At 58.1% G+C, this 20,165-nt stretch carries 16 protein-coding genes and 1 tRNA gene; 5 read left to right on the top strand and 12 right to left on the bottom strand.

Annotated features, from left to right (window positions below; genetic code table 11):
• Positions 1-116: 116 nt before the first annotated feature.
• Positions 117-193 (top strand) — tRNA-Met (locus tag ACIQZK_RS05725).
• 170 nt (positions 194-363) lie between these two features.
• Here ACIQZK_RS05725 and ACIQZK_RS05720 read toward each other — a convergent pair.
• Positions 364-1,731 (bottom strand): hypothetical protein, encoded by a 1,368-nt coding sequence (locus tag ACIQZK_RS05720; RefSeq protein ID WP_397575282.1) that lies wholly within the window; start codon positions 1,729-1,731, stop codon positions 364-366.
• 646 nt (positions 1,732-2,377) lie between these two features.
• Between ACIQZK_RS05720 and ACIQZK_RS05715 the strand changes: the two genes are divergently transcribed.
• From ACIQZK_RS05715 to ACIQZK_RS05700, 4 genes are all read left to right on the top strand, one after another.
• Positions 2,378-5,632: an amidohydrolase family protein gene (locus ACIQZK_RS05715; RefSeq protein ID WP_397575281.1), complete on the top strand. Its 3,255-nt coding sequence runs from the start codon at positions 2,378-2,380 to the stop codon at positions 5,630-5,632.
• Between the two features lie 187 nt (positions 5,633-5,819).
• On the top strand, positions 5,820-6,620 hold the full coding sequence (locus tag ACIQZK_RS05710; protein WP_397575280.1) for an ImuA family protein: 801 nt from the start codon (positions 5,820-5,822) through the stop codon (positions 6,618-6,620).
• On the top strand, positions 6,523-8,055 hold the full coding sequence (locus tag ACIQZK_RS05705) for a Y-family DNA polymerase (protein WP_397575279.1): 1,533 nt from the start codon (positions 6,523-6,525) through the stop codon (positions 8,053-8,055). The genes ACIQZK_RS05710 and ACIQZK_RS05705 overlap by 98 nt, the downstream gene beginning before the upstream one ends.
• Positions 8,052-11,447, top strand: a complete 3,396-nt coding sequence (locus ACIQZK_RS05700; protein WP_397575278.1) for an error-prone DNA polymerase — start codon at positions 8,052-8,054, stop codon at positions 11,445-11,447. The genes ACIQZK_RS05705 and ACIQZK_RS05700 overlap by 4 nt, the downstream gene beginning before the upstream one ends.
• A 3-nt stretch (positions 11,448-11,450) precedes the next feature.
• Here the strand turns inward: ACIQZK_RS05700 and gloB are convergent, their stop codons facing one another.
• From gloB to tolR, 11 genes are all read right to left on the bottom strand, one after another.
• The gene (gene gloB, locus ACIQZK_RS05695) at positions 11,451-12,176 is read right to left on the bottom strand and encodes a hydroxyacylglutathione hydrolase (protein ID WP_397575277.1); all 726 of its coding nucleotides are present in this window, start codon (positions 12,174-12,176) and stop codon (positions 11,451-11,453) included.
• Positions 12,176-12,616, bottom strand: a complete 441-nt coding sequence (locus ACIQZK_RS05690; RefSeq protein ID WP_397575276.1) for a VOC family protein — start codon at positions 12,614-12,616, stop codon at positions 12,176-12,178. Before ACIQZK_RS05690 ends, gloB begins: the two co-directional genes overlap by 1 nt.
• An 85-nt stretch (positions 12,617-12,701) precedes the next feature.
• A complete protein-coding gene (locus tag ACIQZK_RS05685; protein ID WP_397575275.1) occupies positions 12,702-13,484 on the bottom strand; it encodes a tetratricopeptide repeat protein in 783 nt (260 codons plus the stop codon).
• Positions 13,485-13,503: 19 nt separating this feature from the next.
• Positions 13,504-14,241, bottom strand: coding sequence for an alpha/beta hydrolase (locus ACIQZK_RS05680; RefSeq protein ID WP_397575274.1), 738 nt, complete (start codon positions 14,239-14,241; stop codon positions 13,504-13,506).
• Between the two features lie 34 nt (positions 14,242-14,275).
• A complete protein-coding gene (locus tag ACIQZK_RS05675; protein WP_395636854.1) occupies positions 14,276-14,530 on the bottom strand; it encodes a DUF6356 family protein in 255 nt (84 codons plus the stop codon).
• 42 nt (positions 14,531-14,572) lie between these two features.
• Positions 14,573-15,661 (bottom strand): M48 family metallopeptidase, encoded by a 1,089-nt coding sequence (locus ACIQZK_RS05670; protein WP_397575273.1) that lies wholly within the window; start codon positions 15,659-15,661, stop codon positions 14,573-14,575.
• Between the two features lie 3 nt (positions 15,662-15,664).
• Positions 15,665-16,753 (bottom strand): YjgN family protein, encoded by a 1,089-nt coding sequence (locus tag ACIQZK_RS05665; protein WP_397575272.1) that lies wholly within the window; start codon positions 16,751-16,753, stop codon positions 15,665-15,667.
• A 169-nt stretch (positions 16,754-16,922) separates the two neighbouring features.
• Positions 16,923-17,438, bottom strand: a complete 516-nt coding sequence (gene pal, locus ACIQZK_RS05660; protein WP_397575284.1) for a peptidoglycan-associated lipoprotein Pal — start codon at positions 17,436-17,438, stop codon at positions 16,923-16,925.
• Between the two features lie 83 nt (positions 17,439-17,521).
• Positions 17,522-18,883 (bottom strand): Tol-Pal system beta propeller repeat protein TolB, encoded by a 1,362-nt coding sequence (gene tolB, locus ACIQZK_RS05655; RefSeq protein WP_397575271.1) that lies wholly within the window; start codon positions 18,881-18,883, stop codon positions 17,522-17,524.
• 13 nt (positions 18,884-18,896) lie between these two features.
• On the bottom strand, positions 18,897-19,697 hold the full coding sequence (locus ACIQZK_RS05650; protein ID WP_397575270.1) for a hypothetical protein: 801 nt from the start codon (positions 19,695-19,697) through the stop codon (positions 18,897-18,899).
• A gap of 4 nt (positions 19,698-19,701) precedes the next feature.
• The gene (tolR, locus tag ACIQZK_RS05645; protein WP_397575269.1) at positions 19,702-20,163 is read right to left on the bottom strand and encodes a protein TolR; all 462 of its coding nucleotides are present in this window, start codon (positions 20,161-20,163) and stop codon (positions 19,702-19,704) included.
• Between the last annotated feature and the right edge of the window lie 2 nt (positions 20,164-20,165).

Below are 20,165 nucleotides of genomic sequence, written 5' to 3'. Positions count from 1 at the left end.
TATAAGTGCATTGGAAGAACCCATTCATAATTCAAAAGGCGGACCGCTGTCGTTCATTCGACGGATGTCCGCCTTTTTTCGTTTTTGTCCCGTTGAAATACAGGACATTTTGGTGGCGCGGGATGGAGCAGCCCGGTAGCTCGTCAGGCTCATAACCTGAAGGTCGTAGGTTCAAATCCTACTCCCGCAACCAGTAAAACACCCCGCCTTGTGCGGGGTTTTTTATTGGCTGTGGCGAGGGCTGGATTGGAAGCTTGTTCAGCCGGAGCAATGGCAGCGCCATTGCGGAGACCATGCGCGCAGCGCATAAATCCTACTCCCGCAAGCAAAATGCAGAAAATCAGAGAATTTTGTTACGCCTCTTTAGGCGGTGCGCTCTAATGCTTCCTGTTCGACCTGTTCGCGCAGTGCGTCGGCACTGACAGAATTTGGTTCAGCTTTCCCCTCAGCAATCTTTGGCGGCTTGGCTTGCCAGTTTGTTAAATTGGCGCCAACATTTGCATGGAAATCGCTCGCCCCACTAACAAGCTCTGCGACGAAATTCTTTCGCTGCGTAAATTTCGGCCCAAGATCCTTGGCTATTAACACGTCGAAAGACAATACTGCCATTCCAGGGTTGCCGCCTGTCGCTAGTTCGGGATCGCTGCGCAGGTCTGTGAGGGAGAATTGGGTTGGTGCCGCCCGGCCCGGCCAGAACATTCTAACATAGACATCCTTTGGATTTGCATCGGCAATTTGTCGCAGAAGCCATGATAGTCGGGCTTTGGTCGACTTGCGGTCGCCTGGCGCTTTTACGCGCATCTGGAACGACAGCACTCTTTTGCTGAGGTCCGCGCAAATGTGCACGGGTGCGGCTGCGTCCGGGATGCTCAATTGGCTATTCAGACATTTGTCCGAAGCAAGGTCGCCGAGCGCATTTTTTATCCGCAATTGGGGGTCCGTTGCCTCGTTCCGGGTCATAACAACTTTGACGTGGTTGCCGAGCTGCCTGCTCAAAACAGTGGTAACTTGGTCGAGTGCTTGGTGCCAACAGCCGACCACTTCTTGGCTCGCTTCTGCTTTGGCGTTGATCTGTCCGCCAGCCGAAACCGTCGAGCATAGCTGCGACCAAGCGGCTGGCATCTGATCGAATTCTTTTACGCCCGAACTTGGGTGTAGTAGGAACCTCTGAAGTTCCGAGAGGAGGATTAGCTGTTCACGGTCTTCGACCTCACCCATCTCACGAAGGAGTTGCGCTTGAGTTATGACGTACGCCCATGACCAATGGAAAAGTGAAACCTTTTTAGTAAGGTTCGCATTTACGGTTAAGGGATGATGCGTGGGTAGAGGCGTAAACTGGTTTGAGACGGTTATGATAGCGTCAACGGCATTTAATTTTGCTAGCGCTAGATAGGCTTCGATTTGTTGGTTCGTGAGTTCGGAGGCTCCAACCTTTGCCTCGACCAACGCAGTCCATTTTGATTTGCCAAGATTAGCGACAATTAATCCGTCTGGGCGATGTTTCGAATTCGGCAGCGGCTTCTGGAGGCTGACTTCAGTAAAGGTATCGACGCGTCCTCGGGCGCCAATTTTAATACCTAGACCGCCAAGCAAGGCGCGTCCAAACTCGGGAATATTTTCAAGACATGACAAGAAAATCGATAGCGTTCTGCCTTCTTTCGAAGTGTCCGCCAATATTGGGAAAAGGCGCGATGCTTCGCCAGCCGTTAAGATTTCCGGTAAATTCGACATGTGCGTTGCCCCCCGTGCGTCATGAAAATTGCACAAACACGGACACTCGGCAAGAACCTTAACCAGTTGAAGCCTAGATACTGAAACTTCGAACTTAGCGTAGGCACCTCTCAGTTTCCTCGCTTCTTGTTGTCGTCGAATACATAAGGTTAATCAGTTCGGTGGAAACTCTGTCCAAGCCCGCGCCGCCGACGAATCACGGCTTTGGGTGCATGCCAGCTTGATGGCGCAGCCGGCCTTTGCCGCGGTCGGCTTTTCAGTGGTGGAACATCAGATCGTCCAGATTGGCGATCAGGACTTCCAACGTGCGATGATGGAAAAGCCGCTCGTTACCGCTGTTTAAGCGCGCACTCTCTGCGGCCTCTGCGCCTCTGCGTGCGGGTTTTTGCCCACTGTGCTTGCAATGTAGGATTTGGCCTGTCACTTTGCCGTTCGTCAGCCGCAATCGCCTTTGCGCTATGGCGACAAAGGAGACATATATTCTGGCGTCGGCGGTATCTTTTGACGCTTTAACGGCCTGCCGCAGCGGAAATCGCCCCGTCGTTCGTAGAAAATAACCCGTTCCCCATCGAAGCTGCGGCTTCCCGCTTGCCCTTGCCCGCTAGGCATGACAGCAAGGAAAAAAGACGGCAGGGGAGCCCCAAAAATGACACATTATCTGAAGACCATCTTGCTGCTGGGTGCAGCGACCATTCCCGCATCGGCATTTGCGCAAGCTGCGGCTCCGGCGGCTCCGGCCACTGCGCCTGCGGCCGCTGAAGAGAAGGCGCCCAAATGGGATGTCGCGGCGCCCCCCGGCTTGACCCTCCGGCAGATTGCGATCGACACCGACGAGGGTTCTTGGATGAACCTTGACGTCAGCCCCGATGGCCGGACCATCGCGTTTGACTTGCTGGGTGACATCTACACCATGCCTGTCACCGGCGGCACGCCGACCCGCATTGCCGAAGGCTTGCCCTTCGAGACCCAGCCGCGCTTCTCCCCCGATGGCACGCGCATTGCCTTTACCTCTGACCGGGGCGGCGGCGACAATATCTGGATCATGAACCGCGACGGTTCCGACAAACGGCAAATGAGCAAAGAGGATTTCCGCTTGCTCAACCAACCAAGCTGGAGCCCCGATGGCCGCTTCATCGCCGCCAAGAAGCATTTCACCACCGGCCGTTCGTTGGGCACCGGCGAAGTCTGGCTCTACCATGTGTCCGGCGGCGCAGGGGTTCAGCTGGTCAAGAAGCCCAATGAGCAACATCAAAAGGAATTGGGCGAACCCATCTTCGCACCCGATGGCAAGCATATCTATTACACGCGCAACATTACGCCCGGCCCCATCTTCCAATATGCGCAGGATTCCAACGGTCAGCTTTTCGACATTGAAAGCTATGAGATTGAGACCGGCAAAACCGAAACCGCTGTGTCCGGTGTCGGTGGTTCCGTGCGCCCAACGCCCTCACCCGATGGCAAGAAAATCGCATTTGTCCGCCGTGAACGGACCCAGTCAAAACTTTATGTGAAAGATTTGGACACTGGCGAAGAGCGCAAGATTTACGATGCGCTTGATCAAGATGTGCAGGAAACATGGGCCGTGACCGGCGTTTATCCGAACATGGATTGGTCACCCGACAGCAAGACCATTTACTTCTGGGCGGGCGGCAAGATGCGCAAGGTCGATTGGCCGAGCGGCGCATCGAGCGAAATTCCGTTCCGCATTTCCGACACACGCGATGTCATCGATCCGCCACGGCCGGCGATTGAAGTCGCGCCTGCCGAGTTCCAGACGCACATGCCGCGCGGCGTTGTAACCTCGCCCGATGGCCGGACCATTTTGTTTGAAACCATGGGCAAGTTGTGGGTTAAGCCTGCGGCAGGTGGAACGGCAAAACGCTTGACCGCATCCGACACCGCGATGGAAGCATATCCCACATGGTCGCGCGACGGGAAGACCATCGCATTTGTGAACTGGACCGATAAGGGTCTTGGCCACATTCAGACCGTGGGCGCAACGGGTGGCAGGGCGAAAAATGTGACGGCGCAATCTGGCCATTATGCACGTCCGCGTTTCTCGCCAGATGGCAAGACAATCGTGTTTGAAAAACAGGAAGGCGGTGGCCTAACCTCGCCCTTGCGGTCCGATCAGCCCGGAATTTACCGCATAGCCGCGACAGGCGGCAATGCTGTTCGCGTGACCGAAAGTGGAACCACGCCGCATTTCGCCGCCAGCAATGACCGGATTTTCTATACCGAATCCGGTGCCAACAAGCGCCTGCTCGTCAGTGTCGATCTGAACGGTGAAGCCAAACGCAGCCATGCCAGCGGTGAGCTGACGACCATTTATGAAGTATCGCCAGACGGGAACAACTTTGCCTTCCGTCAAAACTATGAAGCATTTGTAATGCCATTGATGCCGGGTACGCAGGAAGTCACTGCGTCGTCGTCGGGCAGCGCGCTTCCCGTGGTGAAGGTCAGCAAGGGCGGCGCCGATTATATGCATTGGACCCGTAATGGCGATGCATTGCATTGGGCACTTGGGCCTACGCTCTACACCGCACAAACCAGCACATTCTACCCCAATGGCCCGCTTGCGAAAGACGCCAAGCCCGTCAAGTTTGTGTCACCCAAAGACGGCATCTCGCTTTCGATGACGGTGAAGTCGGATCGTCCAACTGGCCTCGTTGCCTTCACCGGCGCGCGGGTCGTGACCATGGCGGACAAGGATGGCGGGATCATCGACAATGCTGTCATCTTGGTGGAAAATGACCGGATCAAAGCCGTCGGCAAGGCGGGAGACTTCCCGATCCCTGCTGGCGCTAAGACCGTGGATGTCACTGGCAAGACCATCATTCCGGGCCTTGTTGATGCCCACGCCCATGGTCCGCATGGCGTCGATGAAATGACACCGCAGCAAAACTGGGTGAATATGCTCAACCTCGCCATGGGTATCACCACGCGGCATGATCCATCCAGCAGCGCCGCGACGGTTTTCCCGGCGGTGGAAATGCAGCGCGCGGGCCTTATTGTCGGGCCGCGTTCCTTCTCCACGGGCGAGATTGTGTACGGCGCAAAGGCCGCCGATGTGTATGCCGAAATCAATAGCCTTGATGATGCCCTTGCGCATGTCCGGCGGTTGAAGGCGCAAGGTGCGCACAGCGTCAAAAACTATAACCAACCGCGCCGTGAACAACGTCAGCAAGTTGTTGCCGCCGCGCTTCAGGAAAATATGCGTTCGGTGGCGGAAGGCGGTTCGCTGTTCGGCATGGACATGAACCTGATTGCCGATGGCAACACCACCGTTGAGCATAATGTCCCGCTCGACATTTTCTACGGCGACGTACTTCAGTTCTTCTCAAAATCAAAGGTGGGTTACACCCCGACCCTTGTGGTGACCTATGGTGGCCCAGCTGGTGATCCCTATTGGCGTGCACATACCGATGTGTTCCGTCATCCATTGATGGCCAAGCATTATCCGCCGACCGAGCTTGCGGCGAACAATGCACGCCGCGAAATCGCGCCTGAGGAAGACTATGTCGACGACAACAGCGCGCGTGAGGCACATAAGCTTGCCAAGCTTGGCGTGCCGGTTTCGATCGGTGCGCATGGGCAGGAAGCGGGCATCGCCGCGCATTGGGAACTCTGGTCCTTCGTGCGCGGTGGCATGTCGCCAATTGAGGCACTGGCCGCAGGCACAATCGAGTCCGCCCGCTCGCTGGGCTATGATAAGGATGTCGGCTCCATCGCCGCAGGCAAGCTTGCCGACCTCGTCGTTCTCGACGCCGACCCAAGCGCGGATATCCGCAATTCGGACAAGGTCGCCAAGGTTATGATCGGTGGCCGCTTATATGATGCGGCCACGCTGAATGAAGAAGTTACCGGCACACGCAAACGCATGCCTTATTATTGGGAATGAGTTCAGTCTGGTGAGCGCAATTTTCTGGCCCGGGCAAATAGGCCCGGGCTGGAAAATGGCTCAACCATGCCGCCCGCGTTTTCGGGATCATCTGTGCGCATAGGCCCGCCGGTCTGTATTATCCCAAATCACTTCAGGATAAAAAAGCTGACTCCACATCCATGAAAAATGGAGTATGGAACAAAGCATGAACAAAAAGCCGAATCACATACAGCCGACTCTATCGGCGGGTGCGTTTCCATCTGTGCAAGGAATGTGGAAGCAGCACCAGCCGGATGCCGCGCAATCATTGCTGCCTACAGGAGCGCCTTATGTCGATGAACGGCTGCGCGGTGGCATAACGCAGGCAGGGCTGCATGAATTTTTTGGCGGCGCAAAGGCCGACTCACATGCAGCCGCCGCCTTTGCGCTTTTGCTGGCATGGCGACTGCCGGAAAGCGCTGCCGGTATCTTCTGGATATCAGGGGACAAGGAACGCCAGACATCGGGGCGTCTCTACCCTTATGGGCTGTCGGCAATGGGCGGTGACCCCGCGCGCATGTTGCTGGTCCAGACAGCCGATTTGCGCGACGCCTTGCGGGCTGCAGCAGATGCCATCCGGTCGAAAGCCGCCAGCGCGGTCATATTGGAAACGCACGGCAATGCCCGGTTGGTGGATTTGACCTCGACCCGGCGGCTGGCCTTGGCCGCAGCGGAGACAGGGGTGTTGACCCTGCTGGTGCGCGGGGATGCGGTGCCGATGCCAAGCGCGGCGCGTACGCGCTGGCGGATATGTTCTGCGCCCTCTGCGCCATTGCCGGGAAATGCGCCGGGCCTTCCGACTTTTGACATCAGCCTTCTGCGCCATCGCGGTGGCACGGCTCCTTTTGCGGCAAGAGTGACTTGGGATCATGCAACACGAAGCTTTTTTGACGCGCCGCTATCTGGCGGTCTTTCTGCCATTGTTACCGACACAAAGACTGGTCCGGCATCGCGGCAGCGCGCCTGATGCGCCTTTTGCCATGGTCGAAAAACAACGCGGGGCCATGCGGCTGGCGGCATGTGATCCGGCGGCGCATGCGCTTGGCCTGAGGGCCGGAATGGCGCTCGCCGATGCCCGCGCCCGCGTGCCCGATCTGGCGGTCTTTGACCATGACCCTGCGGCGGACCTCAGCTTGCTCGGCTGGCTCGCCGATGGGTGTGAGCGTTATACGCCCGCCTGTATGTTAGACCCGCCGCAAGGGCTGCTGCTTGACATTACGGGGTGCGAACATGTGTTTGGTGATGCGGCGCGGCTGGCGAAGGATCTGCAGGCGCGGCTAAACCGTCATGGCCTCAGTTGCCGGATTGCTTTGGGCGTCACCCCCGACAGCGCGCAGGCCAAGGCGAAATATGCGGCACGCGCCACTTCCGACGTGCCTGTGGAGGCGCTGGATGGCGGTGACAAGGTGCACAAGGCACTGCGCCGGGCTGGCCTGAGAAGCATTGGCGATCTGGCTATCCGCCCGCGTAAGCCGCTGGCGGCACGCTTTGGCAAGGCAGTTGTGGTGCGGCTGGCGCGTCTTTTGGAAGAGGAAGACCCGCGCATCACCCCGCGCCGTAGCCTGCCAATCATCCATGTTACGCAGAATTTTGCCGAACCGATTTCGCGCACCAATGATGTGTTGGCGACCATCGAAATGCTGGCGGGGGACGCAGCCCTTCAGTTGCAAGAACGCGGGCAGGGCGGACGACGGTTCGAGATACGTCTATTCCGCAGCGATGGCCATGTCGCGCGGCTGGCGGTGGATACCGGCACGCCAACGCGCGACGCCGCCCTGCTCATGCGCTTGATACGGGAGCGTATCGACGCGCTGTCCGACCCGTTGGACCCCGGCTTTGGCTATGACCTTATTCGGTTGGAAGTCCCGCTGGCTGAGGTGTTGGCCAATGTTCAGGTTGGGCTGGAGGCAAAGATCGACACAGATGCCGCCGCGGCCGCGCTCATCGACCGGCTCAGCGTTCGTTTGGGGGCAGAACGTGTGCGGCAATTCCACGCGCGGCAAAGCCACATTCCCGAACGCGCAGCGCTGGAGCGTGCCGCGCAATCTGACGCTTCAAAAGCGGACTGGCCAAAGCCTGTGCCGGGCGAACCGGCGATGCGGCCTTTTCGCCTGTTCGAAACGCCGCAGCCGATTGAGGTCACCGCCGGATTTCCAGAAGGCGAACCGCGCAGCTTTCGTTGGCGGCGGCACGTGCACCGCGTCACGCGGGTGGAGGGCCCTGAACGCATAAGCCCGGAATGGTGGCGACATCCGCGCGGCTACGCGCCGGGCAATGGTAGCCTGACGCGGGATTATTACCGTGTTGAGGACAATGAGGGCCGCCGTTTTTGGCTGTTCCGGCGCGGGCTCTATGATGAAATCGAACGACCACTTTGGTATCTCCACGGCATCTTTGCATGAGCTATGCCGAGCTTGCCTGCACCAGCAGCTATTCTTTCTTGCGCGGCGCATCGCCGCCATCGGATTATGTGGCAGAGGGTATCCGGCGCGGGCTGACCGCCATCGGCATTGCTGATCGCAATACCGTCTCTGGCGTTGTGCGCGCATGGAAGGCGTTGGGCGATGCGCCTGATGAAGCGCGTAGTGCATTGCTGGCCGCCAAGCGCGACGCTGGCGAACCCGAACAACTGACCGAAGCCGAAGAGGCCGCGTGTGAACCGAATATCCGCTTTTTGGCGGGATCGCGGCTGGTGTTTTCGGACGGTACGCCGGACATCATTGCCTATCCCACCACGCGGCAAGGCTGGGGTAATCTCACACGGTTGCTGACCGTCGGGAATATGCGCGCGACCAAAGGCAGCTGCATACTGAAGTTCGACGATTTGCTCGACCATCTGGGCGATGTGCTGCTCATCGTCATGCCATATGCGACCGCGGACGCGGAGGAGGCACATAAGAACCCGCCTGTATATTCGTTCAAAGAAAGCGCGAAGCCCATAGCCGCGCCATCGCATCTCAAGCTGGTGTCGACCGCGCCGCAGGATTGGGAAAGCGTGCTGCGCCGCCTTGCGCCTGTGCATGCGGGTAAGCTTTGGCTGGGCGTATCAACGCATCATAGGGGAAAGGATAAAAGGCAGCTGGCGCTTTATCGGAACGTGGCGAGTGCTTTTGACGTGCCCCTGCTCGCGACGAACGATCCGCTTTACGCGACCCGCGATCAGCGCCCGCTTCACGATATTGTCACATGCATCCGCATGGGGACGACCATCCAAAAAGCAGGCTTTGCACTGGAGGCAAATGCCGAGCGGTATATTAAGACGGCGCATGACATGGCGCAGTTATTCCATGCTTGTCCCGAAGCTGTGGCGGAAACCGAACGCTTTGCCGCACATATTCATTTCGACCTTGAGCAGCTGAAATATGAATACCCGCACGAGCCGGTGCCGGGCGGCTGGACCCCTGATGACTGGTTGGCGCATCTGGTGTGGACGGCGGCGCACGAACGCTATGGGGCGGAGCTTCCGGAGAAAATCCGCAAGTCGATTGAAACCGAGCTTGCGTTTATCCGCACCGAAAAATTCGCGTATTATTTCCTCACGGTCCACGATCTGGTCAAATTCGCGCGCGATCAAAAACCACCGATCTTGTGCCAAGGGCGCGGTTCGGCGGCGAACTCTACGGTGTGTTTTCTGCTTGGCGTGACGTCTGTTGATCCGCTTGCAAACACGCTTTTATTCTCGCGCTTCATTTCGTCCGACCGAAAAGAGCCGCCCGATATCGACGTTGATTTCGAACATGAGCGGCGTGAGGAGGTGATGCAATATATCTATCGGCGCTATGGCCGCCACCGGGCTGCGATTGCCGGAACGGTCATCCATTACCGCCCGCGCAGCGCGGTGCGCGAAGTGGGAAAGGCTTTGGGCCTGACCGAGGATATCACCACGCGCATGGTCAGCACGGTCTGGGGCAGTTTTGGTAGCGGTCCCGATGAACGGCGGCTGGTTGAGGCCGGGTTTGATCCCGACAATCCCGAAATCGCACGGCTGAAAGCGCTGTCCGAACAGTTGATAAAATTCCCGCGCCATCTGTCGCAGCATGTCGGCGGGTTTATCCTGACCGAAAACCGGCTCGATGAAACCGTGCCCATTCACAATGGCGCGATGAAAGACCGCAATTTCATTGAGTGGGACAAAGACGATATCGACGCATTGGGGCTGATGAAGGTCGATGTGCTCGCGCTGGGTATGCTGACCTGCATACGCAAGGCCTATGACATGATGCGCGAGCAGGGGATTGGCGATTATGACCTGAAGGTCGACATCGATTCCGATGATCCCAATGTCTATGACATGTTGTGCAGAGGTGAGAGTCTGGGCGTGTTTCAGGTCGAAAGCCGGGCGCAAATGAACATGCTGCCGCGTATGAAACCGCGCAGCCTATATGACCTCACTATTCAAGTCGCGATTGTTCGGCCCGGGCCCATTCAAGGCGATATGGTGCATCCTTATTTGCGGCGACGTAATGGCGAGGAAAAGGTCGAATATCCCTCGCCTGCCCCGCCATATCCGCAAGATGAACTGAAACATGTGCTTGGCAAAACGCTGGGCGTGCCACTGTTTCAAGAGCAGGCGATGAACCTGGCCATCACCGCCGCCGAATTCAGCGAGGCCGATGCCAACCGCTTGCGCAAGGCGATGGCAACGTTTCGCAATGTCGGCGGGATGGAGCATTTCGAAACGATGATGGTCGAAGGCATGGTGCGGCGCGGCTATGAACGTGACTTTGCCCAGCGCTGCTTTGGCCAAATTCAGGGTTTCGGATCATATGGCTTCCCCGAAAGCCATGCGCTGTCTTTTGCGCGGCTGGTCTATGTGTCGTCGTGGATCAAACATTATCATCCGGCCATTTTCGCCGCCGCCTTACTGAATTCCCAACCCATGGGCTTTTACGCGCCGGCGCAGATTGTCCGCGATGCGCAGGAAAATGGGGTGGAGGTCAGGCCGATAGACGTCAATGCGAGCCATTGGGACAATGCCATTGAGCAAAATGCGTTGCGGCTGGGGATGCGGCAGATAGACGGATTTCGGGCGGTGTGGGCGCAGGCCATTGTCGCGCACCGGCCATTTGCATCCATTGAGGATTTGGCGCGCCGTGCCGCGCTGCCACCGGCTGCCGTGCACTTGCTTGCCGATGCCGATGCTGTGCGATCATTGGGTTTCGACCGGCGAGAGGGCGCGTGGGAAGCGCGGCGAACGCCTTCGGACGAGCTACCGTTGTTCGCTGCGGCCAACGCGCGCGAGCTTGGCGCGGAGGCCGATGCGATGTTGCCAGCGATGCCCGCCAGCGAACATGTCGCGGCGGATTATCAGATGACCCGGCTGTCGCTAAAGGGACACCCGATGCAGTTCCTGCGCGGAATGTTCGCAAGCGAGGGCGTGCTGAGCTGCGCTGAGGCGAATGTCGTCAAGAACGGCAAGCGGGTGCGCGTGGCTGGCGTCGTGCTGGTCCGGCAGCGTCCCGGCAAGGGCAATGCGATTTTCATCACGATTGAGGATGAAAGTGGCGTGACCAACATCTTATTATGGGCGCGGTTATTCGATCGACAGCGACGCGCCGTCATGGCGTCACGGCTGATCATTGCCGAAGGCGAAATTCAGCGCAGCAAGGAAGGTGTGGTGCACCTGATGGCGACCAATATTATCGACCGCACCGACGATCTGGCGCGATTGTCCGAGACGCATCAAGCCAATGTCGGGAAACCCAAAATCGACGAATTTGCGCGGCCACATCCCCCGCGCGGCAGCCACCCACGCGACGTACGGATTTTGCCCAAGTCACGCGACTTTCACTAATTGTCAGGCTGCGTCCTTCGCCGCCCGGCGTGCTGCTAGCTCCTCCACGGAGCGTGCGCGCATGAACGGGTTGGTCGCGCGCTCCAGTGCAATCGTTGTTGGCACCGTTGCCTCGCCGCGTTCGCGCGCTGCGGCAACGTCAGACACGCGCTGCTGAAGCGCGGCATTGTCAGGCTCCACGGTCACCGCAAAGCGCGCGTTGCTTAACGTATATTCGTGCGCGCAATAGATGGCCGTAGCATCGCCCAACGCTTCAAGCGTACGCATATTGTCGTACATCTGCGCGGCGGTCCCTTCGAACAAGCGGCCACAGCCCATCGCGAACAAGGTGTCGCCGACAAAGGCGACCTGCTCGGTTGCGAAATGATAAGCGATGTGCCCCGATGTGTGCGCGGGAACGTCGAGGACCATCGCCCGCACGCCACCCAATTGCACGACGTCTCCGCCGCGGACCTGCACATCCAGCGTCGATATCCGCTCTGCCTCTGCCGCTGGTCCCGTGATGATGCAGCCCGTCGCGGCCTTAATCTCGGCATTGCCGCCGACATGGTCGGGGTGCCAATGGGTATTCCAGATTTGCGTAATCTTCCATCCGCGCGCCTCAGCCGCCGCGAGTACCGGTTCTGCCACGGCAGGGTCGATCACGAGGGTCTCGCCGCTTGTTGCTTCATGTACCAACCAGACATAATTGTCGGACAGGACCGGAACGCGGACAATTTCAATCGCCATTACCACACCCCAACATTGGGCATGCTGACCCAAGGTTCTGCCGGCGGAAGATTGCCCTCTTGCAACAGTTCAATCGAAATGTCGTCGGGGGTGCGCACAAACGCCATATGGCCATCGCGGGGCGGCCGGTTGATCGTGACGCCTGCGTCCATCAGCGTTTGGCAGGTCGCGTAAATATCATCGACGCGGTACGCCAAATGGCCGAAGTTGCGTCCGCCATCATAAGCTTCGGCTGCACTGCCATCGGCGGGTGGCCAATTGTGGGTTAACTCCACTTCCGCCACACCATCTTGTCCGGGCGCTGCAAGGAAAATGAGCGTGAAGCGGCCAGCTTCGCTGTCAAAACGGCGGACTTCTTCAAGCCCGATCAATTTGAAAAACGCGACCGTCGCGTCAGGGTCCGTCACGCGGATCATCGTGTGGAGATATTTCGTCGGCATATTCGCTCCGTTCATGGCGCTGTCTGTATTTGCGCAGACAATGGACCGTGACAGCTACAGGCGCAAGGGGCGTGCAGGTTGAATATTATCTCGATTGCGGTTCGGTAGACGCCGTCGCGCTGGCGGCCAATGCGGCCAGCTGCGCCTTTGCTGTCGCCGCTTGGCGGCTGTTGGGTGCGATCGCGATGCTTTGTTCCCATTGCTTGCGCGCCGCAGCTTCGTCACCTGCGGCAATGGCAATATTGCCCGCCTCCAATGCGACGGCGGCATCACGCGGCAGAAGCGCGGCTGTCGTCTGGATATAGCTTAGCGCGTCGGACAGCTTGTTCATCCGCCGCGCCAACGTCGCCGATAACAACCATGCCGTACCATTTTCGGGCGATAGCTTCCGTGCGGTCGTCAACGCAGCTTCGGCATCGGCTGGTCTATTCAACGCAACCAAAGCGCGCGCGCGATCGACCTCGCTATCGGCGCGTTCGGCGCTTTCTAGGGTTTGGGCGGCAAGCGCTTTGTCCAATGCCGCCAACGCCGCATCGGGTGTATCGGCTGCCAGCGCAGCATTGCCCGCCTGCGCCCAGAAACGCGCGGCGCGGGCATCCCCCTTATCCTCGGCCAATTTAGCCGCCTCGGTCAGTATCGGTATCGCAAGGTCGAATTTAAAGTCGGTCGCAAGCGCATAACCATGGCACGCGCGCGCAAGATATCCGCCGCCTTGCTGCGCCCATAGGCTTGCCTCGGTGACCGCAGATGCAGGGTCAGTACCGGCGAGCTTGATGCATTCGTCAAACTGGACTTCTTTCAGCGTGGACAATGGTTGCGCGGACGCGGGCGCCGCGATGAACAGCAAACTCGATAAAAGCTTTAGCACGGGCGCTCCTTCAATAAGGTCAGACCAGCTTCGCCACGCTGTCGATCAACACAGCAATATCCGCATCGCGCGAAAGCCGGTGGTCGCCATCCTTTACCAAGATGGTCTGCACGTCGGATGAACGAAGTTGGGCAGCTAGGCTTAAAGACGTTTGCCAAGGCACGTCAGGGTCGCATTGCCCGTGGATCAGCCGCACCGGGCAATCGATACCGATTTCGCCATTCAGCCGCAGATTATCCTGTCCAGATTGCCAAAAAGCGCGGGTGATGACCATGGGATCATAGCCATAATCGCTTGGACGCTCGATACGTCCGTCGGCGGCCATCGTCGCGCGGTCGGCGTCGTTGAAATCCCAGTCGGTGAAATCGGGGGCAGCGGCGATGCCTACCAGCGCCATGACCTGCGTGCCAAGCGCTTCGGCCACCAGCAGCATGAGCCATCCACCCATGGACGAGCCAACCAAGATTAAGGGCCCCACCTGCGCGTGGGCAATGACCGCCAGAACGTCATCCCGCCAAATATTCAGCGTGCCGTCTTCAAATGCGCCTTCGCTCTCGCCGCAACCCGAATAATCGAGCCGCAGCATGCCAATGCCTTGCGCCTCTGCCCAAGCGCACAGCGCCGTTGCCTTGCCACCCTGCATATCGGACATATAGCCCGGCAGGAAAACAAGCGTCGGGCCGCGGCCTTTGGTCAGGCGATAGGCCAGCTTTATGCCATCATGGCGAACGGCGAAATGTGGAGCTGTTTCTGTCAAAACGGGGGCTGGGTCAAAACGGAGCCTGGCAGGGTCAAATCACCCAATCAACGGTCAGCATTTGGGCCACATCCTGACCCTTCGCACGGCGCTGCTCGACCATGATGTGGTTCAATCGCTTTACGGTATCGCTGCCCGAAGTAATGCAAAGACCGGGAATGAACGCATGCACCAGCGCCTTCATCCCACCCCAGATCATCGCAAAACCAAATCGGCTGGCGACGCCAAAATGTTCGACATAAGTTTCATCGACGCTTTTGGGATGTTCGACAAAGAGGCGGTTGAACATGGGAGCCTTTCCTTCAAAAACTACCGTAGCTTAAACAATCGCTCAGTTAAAATCAAAGCCGAAGCCCGATTTCGCTTTGCGATCCTGCGTGCACATTGTTTTCAACTCCGTCCACTCGGTCGGGGTTAAGGCGGGTTTATAGTTTTTGCCTTTAACGATGCTCTTTTCAAACGCGTCTTTGCGGGACCGCGACAGCGGGTGGCTCGACATATATCCGGCTATGCCATTGTCCGATGTGCTGGAGCTTGCGCTGCCATCCAGTTCGGAAAGCCGGTCAAAAAATGATGCAGTGCCAATGGGCGAGATATTCGCACCGCCCAGCGCTTTCATCGAATGGGCGTCGGCTTCCGCTTCAGACTCGCGGCTGTAGCTCATGGACAGCATGTTGTTGACCAGCGCGCCACTATTGCCATCAATACCACCCAGAACCACCGCAAGGCCCATTTGCCGCAGCAACGCCTGCATGACATGTTTTTCACGGACATGGCCGATTTCATGCGCCAATACGCCAGCAACCTCATCAGGCGAGCGCGCTTGTTTGACGAGGCCGTCGAATAAAATGACCTTACCACCGGGCAGCGCCACCGCATTTATCATGTCAATTTTGGCGACCTCCACCTGCAAGTCGTCCGGATGGGCATCGAGCGACGCGACCAGCTTTTTCAACGCTGCGTCTCCGGCAGGCGTGCTGCAGAACCGACCGCCGAAATCGCCCACAAGCGCATCGCCAAGTTTTTCGTCGACGCTGGAGGGGATCAGTGGTGCCAGCCATTGCGGGCTCAAAAGAACGACGGCAACCGCCGCCGCGCTGGCCAAGGTGAAGGCGACCGCCGCTTTGCCAAAGCCAAGCCTGTCCACCCAACCGCCATAATTGCGCGGTGCCGGCAGCATAGCGTTGAGGTCCGTCGGCACTGGCCCGGAAAGCATTAACCGCCATCCGTCCGCTCCCTTTAATCCATAGACGTCGGCATCATCCTTGTGCGTGACATATTCGACATCGGAAAATGCGAACGGGCCATGTCGCCGTTCAGTTTCCAACAAGTAGAATTGCGCACCAATAATCTGCACCTCAACCTTGCGTCGCACGGCGCTTTTGCCGTCATAATGCCACGCATCGAAAAAGGCAGACATTGGCTAAATCGCCCCCACATCAAATGCGTCGAGCAAGCCTTCGCCATGCTTGGCCACCACGGTTTCCGACTGGGTCAGATCGTCGATGTTAATCTCGCCATAGGCTTCCATATGGTCGACGAAGAATTTCCAGTTGCGGTACGGCATGAAGATATAGCCAATGCCCAAGGTGCAGATGACAATTGCCATATTGGCGAGGAAGAACAGGATCCAGTCCGGCGCCCGTGCGCGGAAGTCAAATTCCAGATTGTGTAAACGCAAGCCGCCGACCGCGAGGCGGAAATATTTGCTGTAATAGGCCAGCGCCGCGAGCGGGAGAACGATATATAATGAAAGGACGGCGATGATCGCCAAGATCGCGCCAATCGCAATGCCCGTGCTTCCAAGTGTGTCGGGAGTCCCACCCGAAGCAGCCATGCTGATGCCGAACACCACGGCACCTATGAACACCAAAAAAGGCACGAGGTAGAATAACAAATAACGCTTCATCAGTGGCTTCCACTCGGCCGTTGCTGAAAAGCGATGCGGCCCGAAGCTCATGGCGTTCCAGCGGTCATTCCAAAGGGAAATCATCGACCATGGCACAGCCAAAAAAATCGGCAGCCAACCCACGACGCTTTTCCACATATAGGCCACGCCATATTGAAAACCGGGGTCGTCGCTGCCCCCTCTGATACCGCGCCAATAGGTCCGGCTCAGCCGGTACCGGAGCGCACGGAAATAAGCGACGCCCGTTAGGTAAAATAGCAGCAGGAACATCATCAGGGTCATGATTGCCGCGAGGATTGCCTCGCCGCGGAAAATCAGCCCCTGCGATATCAACTGAATGACGATGAGGGGTAGGCCGATCAGCAGGAAAGCCATGATGAAGCCGACAAAAAGCTCCATGCCCTTGCCCGTCCATTCCAGACGCTCATCAATGAAGTCCGTCTTGCTCCAAAGATATTCGCGTTCGCGGGTGGTTGCCCAAAACCGATATATGCCGAGCGTGACAATGGTCAGCAAAAGGTTGGGAAAGGCGATGCGGGCAAATTCGAGCCAGCTGCCATGGAAACGAAATGCGCTATGCCGTTGAGATAGGTCGTCGTGCATGAAATTGCGGCCCCCAAAATTTCACACAAGATGTGCGAAAGTGAAAAGCCTTGTCAAGAAAACCGATGTAAACAAACGACGCGCTTCGATAAGCGCGGCTTGCATGCCAGGCGTCATGCTGAAACAGGTTCAGCATGACGCTCGTTGAACGGCATGTACGCTCTTAATTTTATTTGATGGTAACCGTCACCGCACGGCGATTTTGTGCCCAGGCTTGTTCGTCCGAACCCAAGGCCGATGGGCGTTCTTTGCCATAGCTGACGGTTTCGATGCGGCTTGCGTCGACACCGATTGAGGTCAGGTAATTTTTGGCAGCATTGGCGCGGCGTTCGCCGAGCGCGAGGTTGTAGTCGCGTGTTCCGCGTTCGTCGGCATGGCCTTCCACGGTGATGCGGGCGTTGGGATAACGGGCCAGCCACTGCGCCTGACGCTGCAACGTCGCCTGATCTTCGGCATCCACATTGAAACGATCGGTTTCAAACAAAATGCGGTCGCCAAATTGGCCAACTTGCTGGAGGAAATCTTCCTGGCTGCCCGGAACGATCGGGTTCGCTTCGACAATCGGGGCCGCTGGGGGTGGGCCATAGTTGGTGCCTTCGGCCGCAGGTGGCAGTTCCTCGACCTTTTTCTTGCCGCAGCCTGCAACCAGTGCGGTCGATGCCAGCAATATGGCGGCCATCTTGATAGTGTTTGTCTTCATGGTCTTCTCCTTCGGCTTGCCCGCATCTGTGTAGCGGAAACTTTATCAGAAATAAGATCTAAACGCACTCACGGCAATACCGGCCCCCATGCAGGGTCCGATCCGTCAACCGGCGTTGGCAATTGGCGTTCGTTCGATCCCGTGAGGTCGACTTGCCAGATACTGGTTTTGCCGCTGCCCTTGGCGGTGCGGAAAAACTGGATAACGCGGCCATTTGGCGCCCATGTCGGGGCCTCATCCTGCCAGCTGTCGGTCAGCAGCCGCTCGCCCGAGCCATCGGGGCGCATCGTGCCCACGCGGAAGTCGCCCGCAATGCGGGTATAAGCAATTAGGTCGGCCCGTGGGCTCCATTCAGGGGTCGCGTACCGCCCCGAACCAAAGCTGATCCGCCGTTGGTTGGATCCATCAGCGTTCATGACATAGATTTGCTGGCTGCCCGACCGGTCGCTTTCAAATACAATCTGGCGACCATCGGGGGAGAAGCTTCCCCCGACGTCGATGCCGGGGGATGTTGTCAGCTTGACGGGCGTACCGTCGCCGCTTGCCGAAATCTTGTAGATGTCGGTGTTCCCCGCAACCGCCATGGAATATAAAATGGTCTTCCCATCGGGCGACCAGCGCGGGGCAAAGGTCGGGTTGCGCGATTGCGTAATCAACCGTTGCCGGCCCGCATCAATATCATAGACATAGATGCGTGGATTGCCGTCGACATAGGACAGATACAGGATCGATTTATAATTGGGCGAGAAACGCGGTGTCAGCGCCGTGGACTGGCCATTGGTGATGAAGCGGTGGTTTGCGCCATCTGAATCCATAATCGCCAGGCGTTTGACGCGTTTACCCTTGGGACCGGTTTCGGCAATATAGGCAATGCGGCTGTCAAAGAATGGCAGCTCTCCGGTGAGGCGCGAATAAATCGCATCGGCACATTTGTGCGCGGCCCTGCGCCATTCGCGCGGCGGCACGTTGAAGCCAAGGCGTGTGGTTTGATTGCCAAAGCCGACGTCATATAAATAACAACCCACCGTCAGATTGCCGTCGCCGCCCACGCGGACGAAACCTTGCACAAGCTGTTCAACTGGACGGCCTTTCCAATAATCAAACTGGGGCGCCGTTACTTCGCCAAGCGAGATGGCGCGCAGGCCGTTGGGCCCCTGTGTTTCAAACACACCCGATGCGCGCAAGTTGGATGAGATGACTTCAGCGATTTGACGGCCAAGTGCGGCGCTGTTGCCGGCGGGCGTATCGACAGGGGCGGGGGCAACAAGTGCGGGCACGGCAATGGAGCGCGTCTTGGATGTGTCGAACTCGACCAGTTCCGGCTCATCTGTATCAGGCGCAGGCGGTGGGGTTTGCGCCATGACGCTGTGACTGCCGACAATCAGAAGCAGGAATGAAGCAAGCTTCCGGTAAAATGCGAAGGAGGTCATATAGTTCATTCCTTTATCCCGTGGCGCGCAAGCGAAGCGCGTGGGTTTTCCAGACGTCATAATATTCGGGGTCAAGCCCGTCATAGGGGGATGCCGCGCGCACGGCTTGCAAGATGCAGTCCTTTAACGGCCCAGCCTGTGGTTGGTTGCTATCGGTCACGCCGACCTGCCTGTCAAAGCGTACGGACGTAAGCTTGCCCGATGGTTCAAGGCTGAGCGTTACGAATGTCTCGATTTTGTTGATGTCGATACCCGATGGCGCGCATGCCCGAACGCGGCTGCGGATTTGGCCCGCGATGCTGATGCCGACTGAGCGGCGCACTTCCGTCGCCGTCTTTGCAGCAGGCGTGCCAACGGCTTTGCCAGCGCCGGGTGCCTTGCCGATATTGCTGATGCTGTCTTCGAAACTGCGGCTGAGCCCGCCGGGCTTGGTTGGCGTTGTGGCTTTGGCTGGCGGTTGCTTCACCGGCTCTTTCTTGGCCGCTACCTTCGCAACGGGCGGCGCAGTGTCCGGCTTTGCGGGCTTCTGCACTGGCTTGGCCACCGGCTTTTCCATTTTCATTACCGGCGTTGGGGTAGGCGGCGGTTCGCTCGGCGCGGTGTCACCAGCGGCTGGCGGTGCGGATTCTTCCTGAATGGCGTCGGGCGCAGTCGAGACATCGGCAATTTCACCCACCAGCGAAACCGAAATCGATTCCTGTTTTTTGATGGTGTCCGCGGATGCCAAAAGACCCAGGCCAAATACGCCCAGCAATATGACATGGCCGCCAATCGCAGCGCCCAGTCCGACTTTCTCGACCCGATCCATCGCCATATCGTTAGTTTTCGCCAGATGAACCAGTGGTGACCAAGCTCACGCTATTCAGCCCAACACGGTTCAGTTCGCCCATCACGCGCATCATTTGCCCATAGCTGATCGACGTATCCCCGCGCAGCATGATCTGGCGCGGCTTTGCTGCGTCTTGTGCGTCGGCAATTTCTTCAAGCCGTGCGGGCAGCTCGCTCGGTGCCACTTGCGTGCCGTCGATAAAGGTCGTGCCGGATTGATCGATGGCAATTTCGATGGGCTCCTCCGGCTGCTCAAGCGTGTTTGCGCGGCTTTCGGGAAGCTCAACTGGAACGCCCGTGACGAGCAAGGGCGCGGTGACCATGAAGATGATCAACAGAACGAGCATGACATCGACAAAGGGCGTGACGTTGATATCGGCCATGGGCGCGCGCCGTCCGCCGCGACGCCTGCCGCGGCCACCGCTTCGGCCCGAAGATATGTTCATGGCCATCG

It is taken from the genome of Sphingorhabdus sp., from assembly GCF_044338195.1.
Taxonomy (GTDB): Bacteria; Pseudomonadota; Alphaproteobacteria; order Sphingomonadales; family Sphingomonadaceae; genus Sphingorhabdus_B.
Note: the sequence above shows the minus strand (reverse complement) of the source record. Positions and strands in the feature narration are given on the sequence as shown.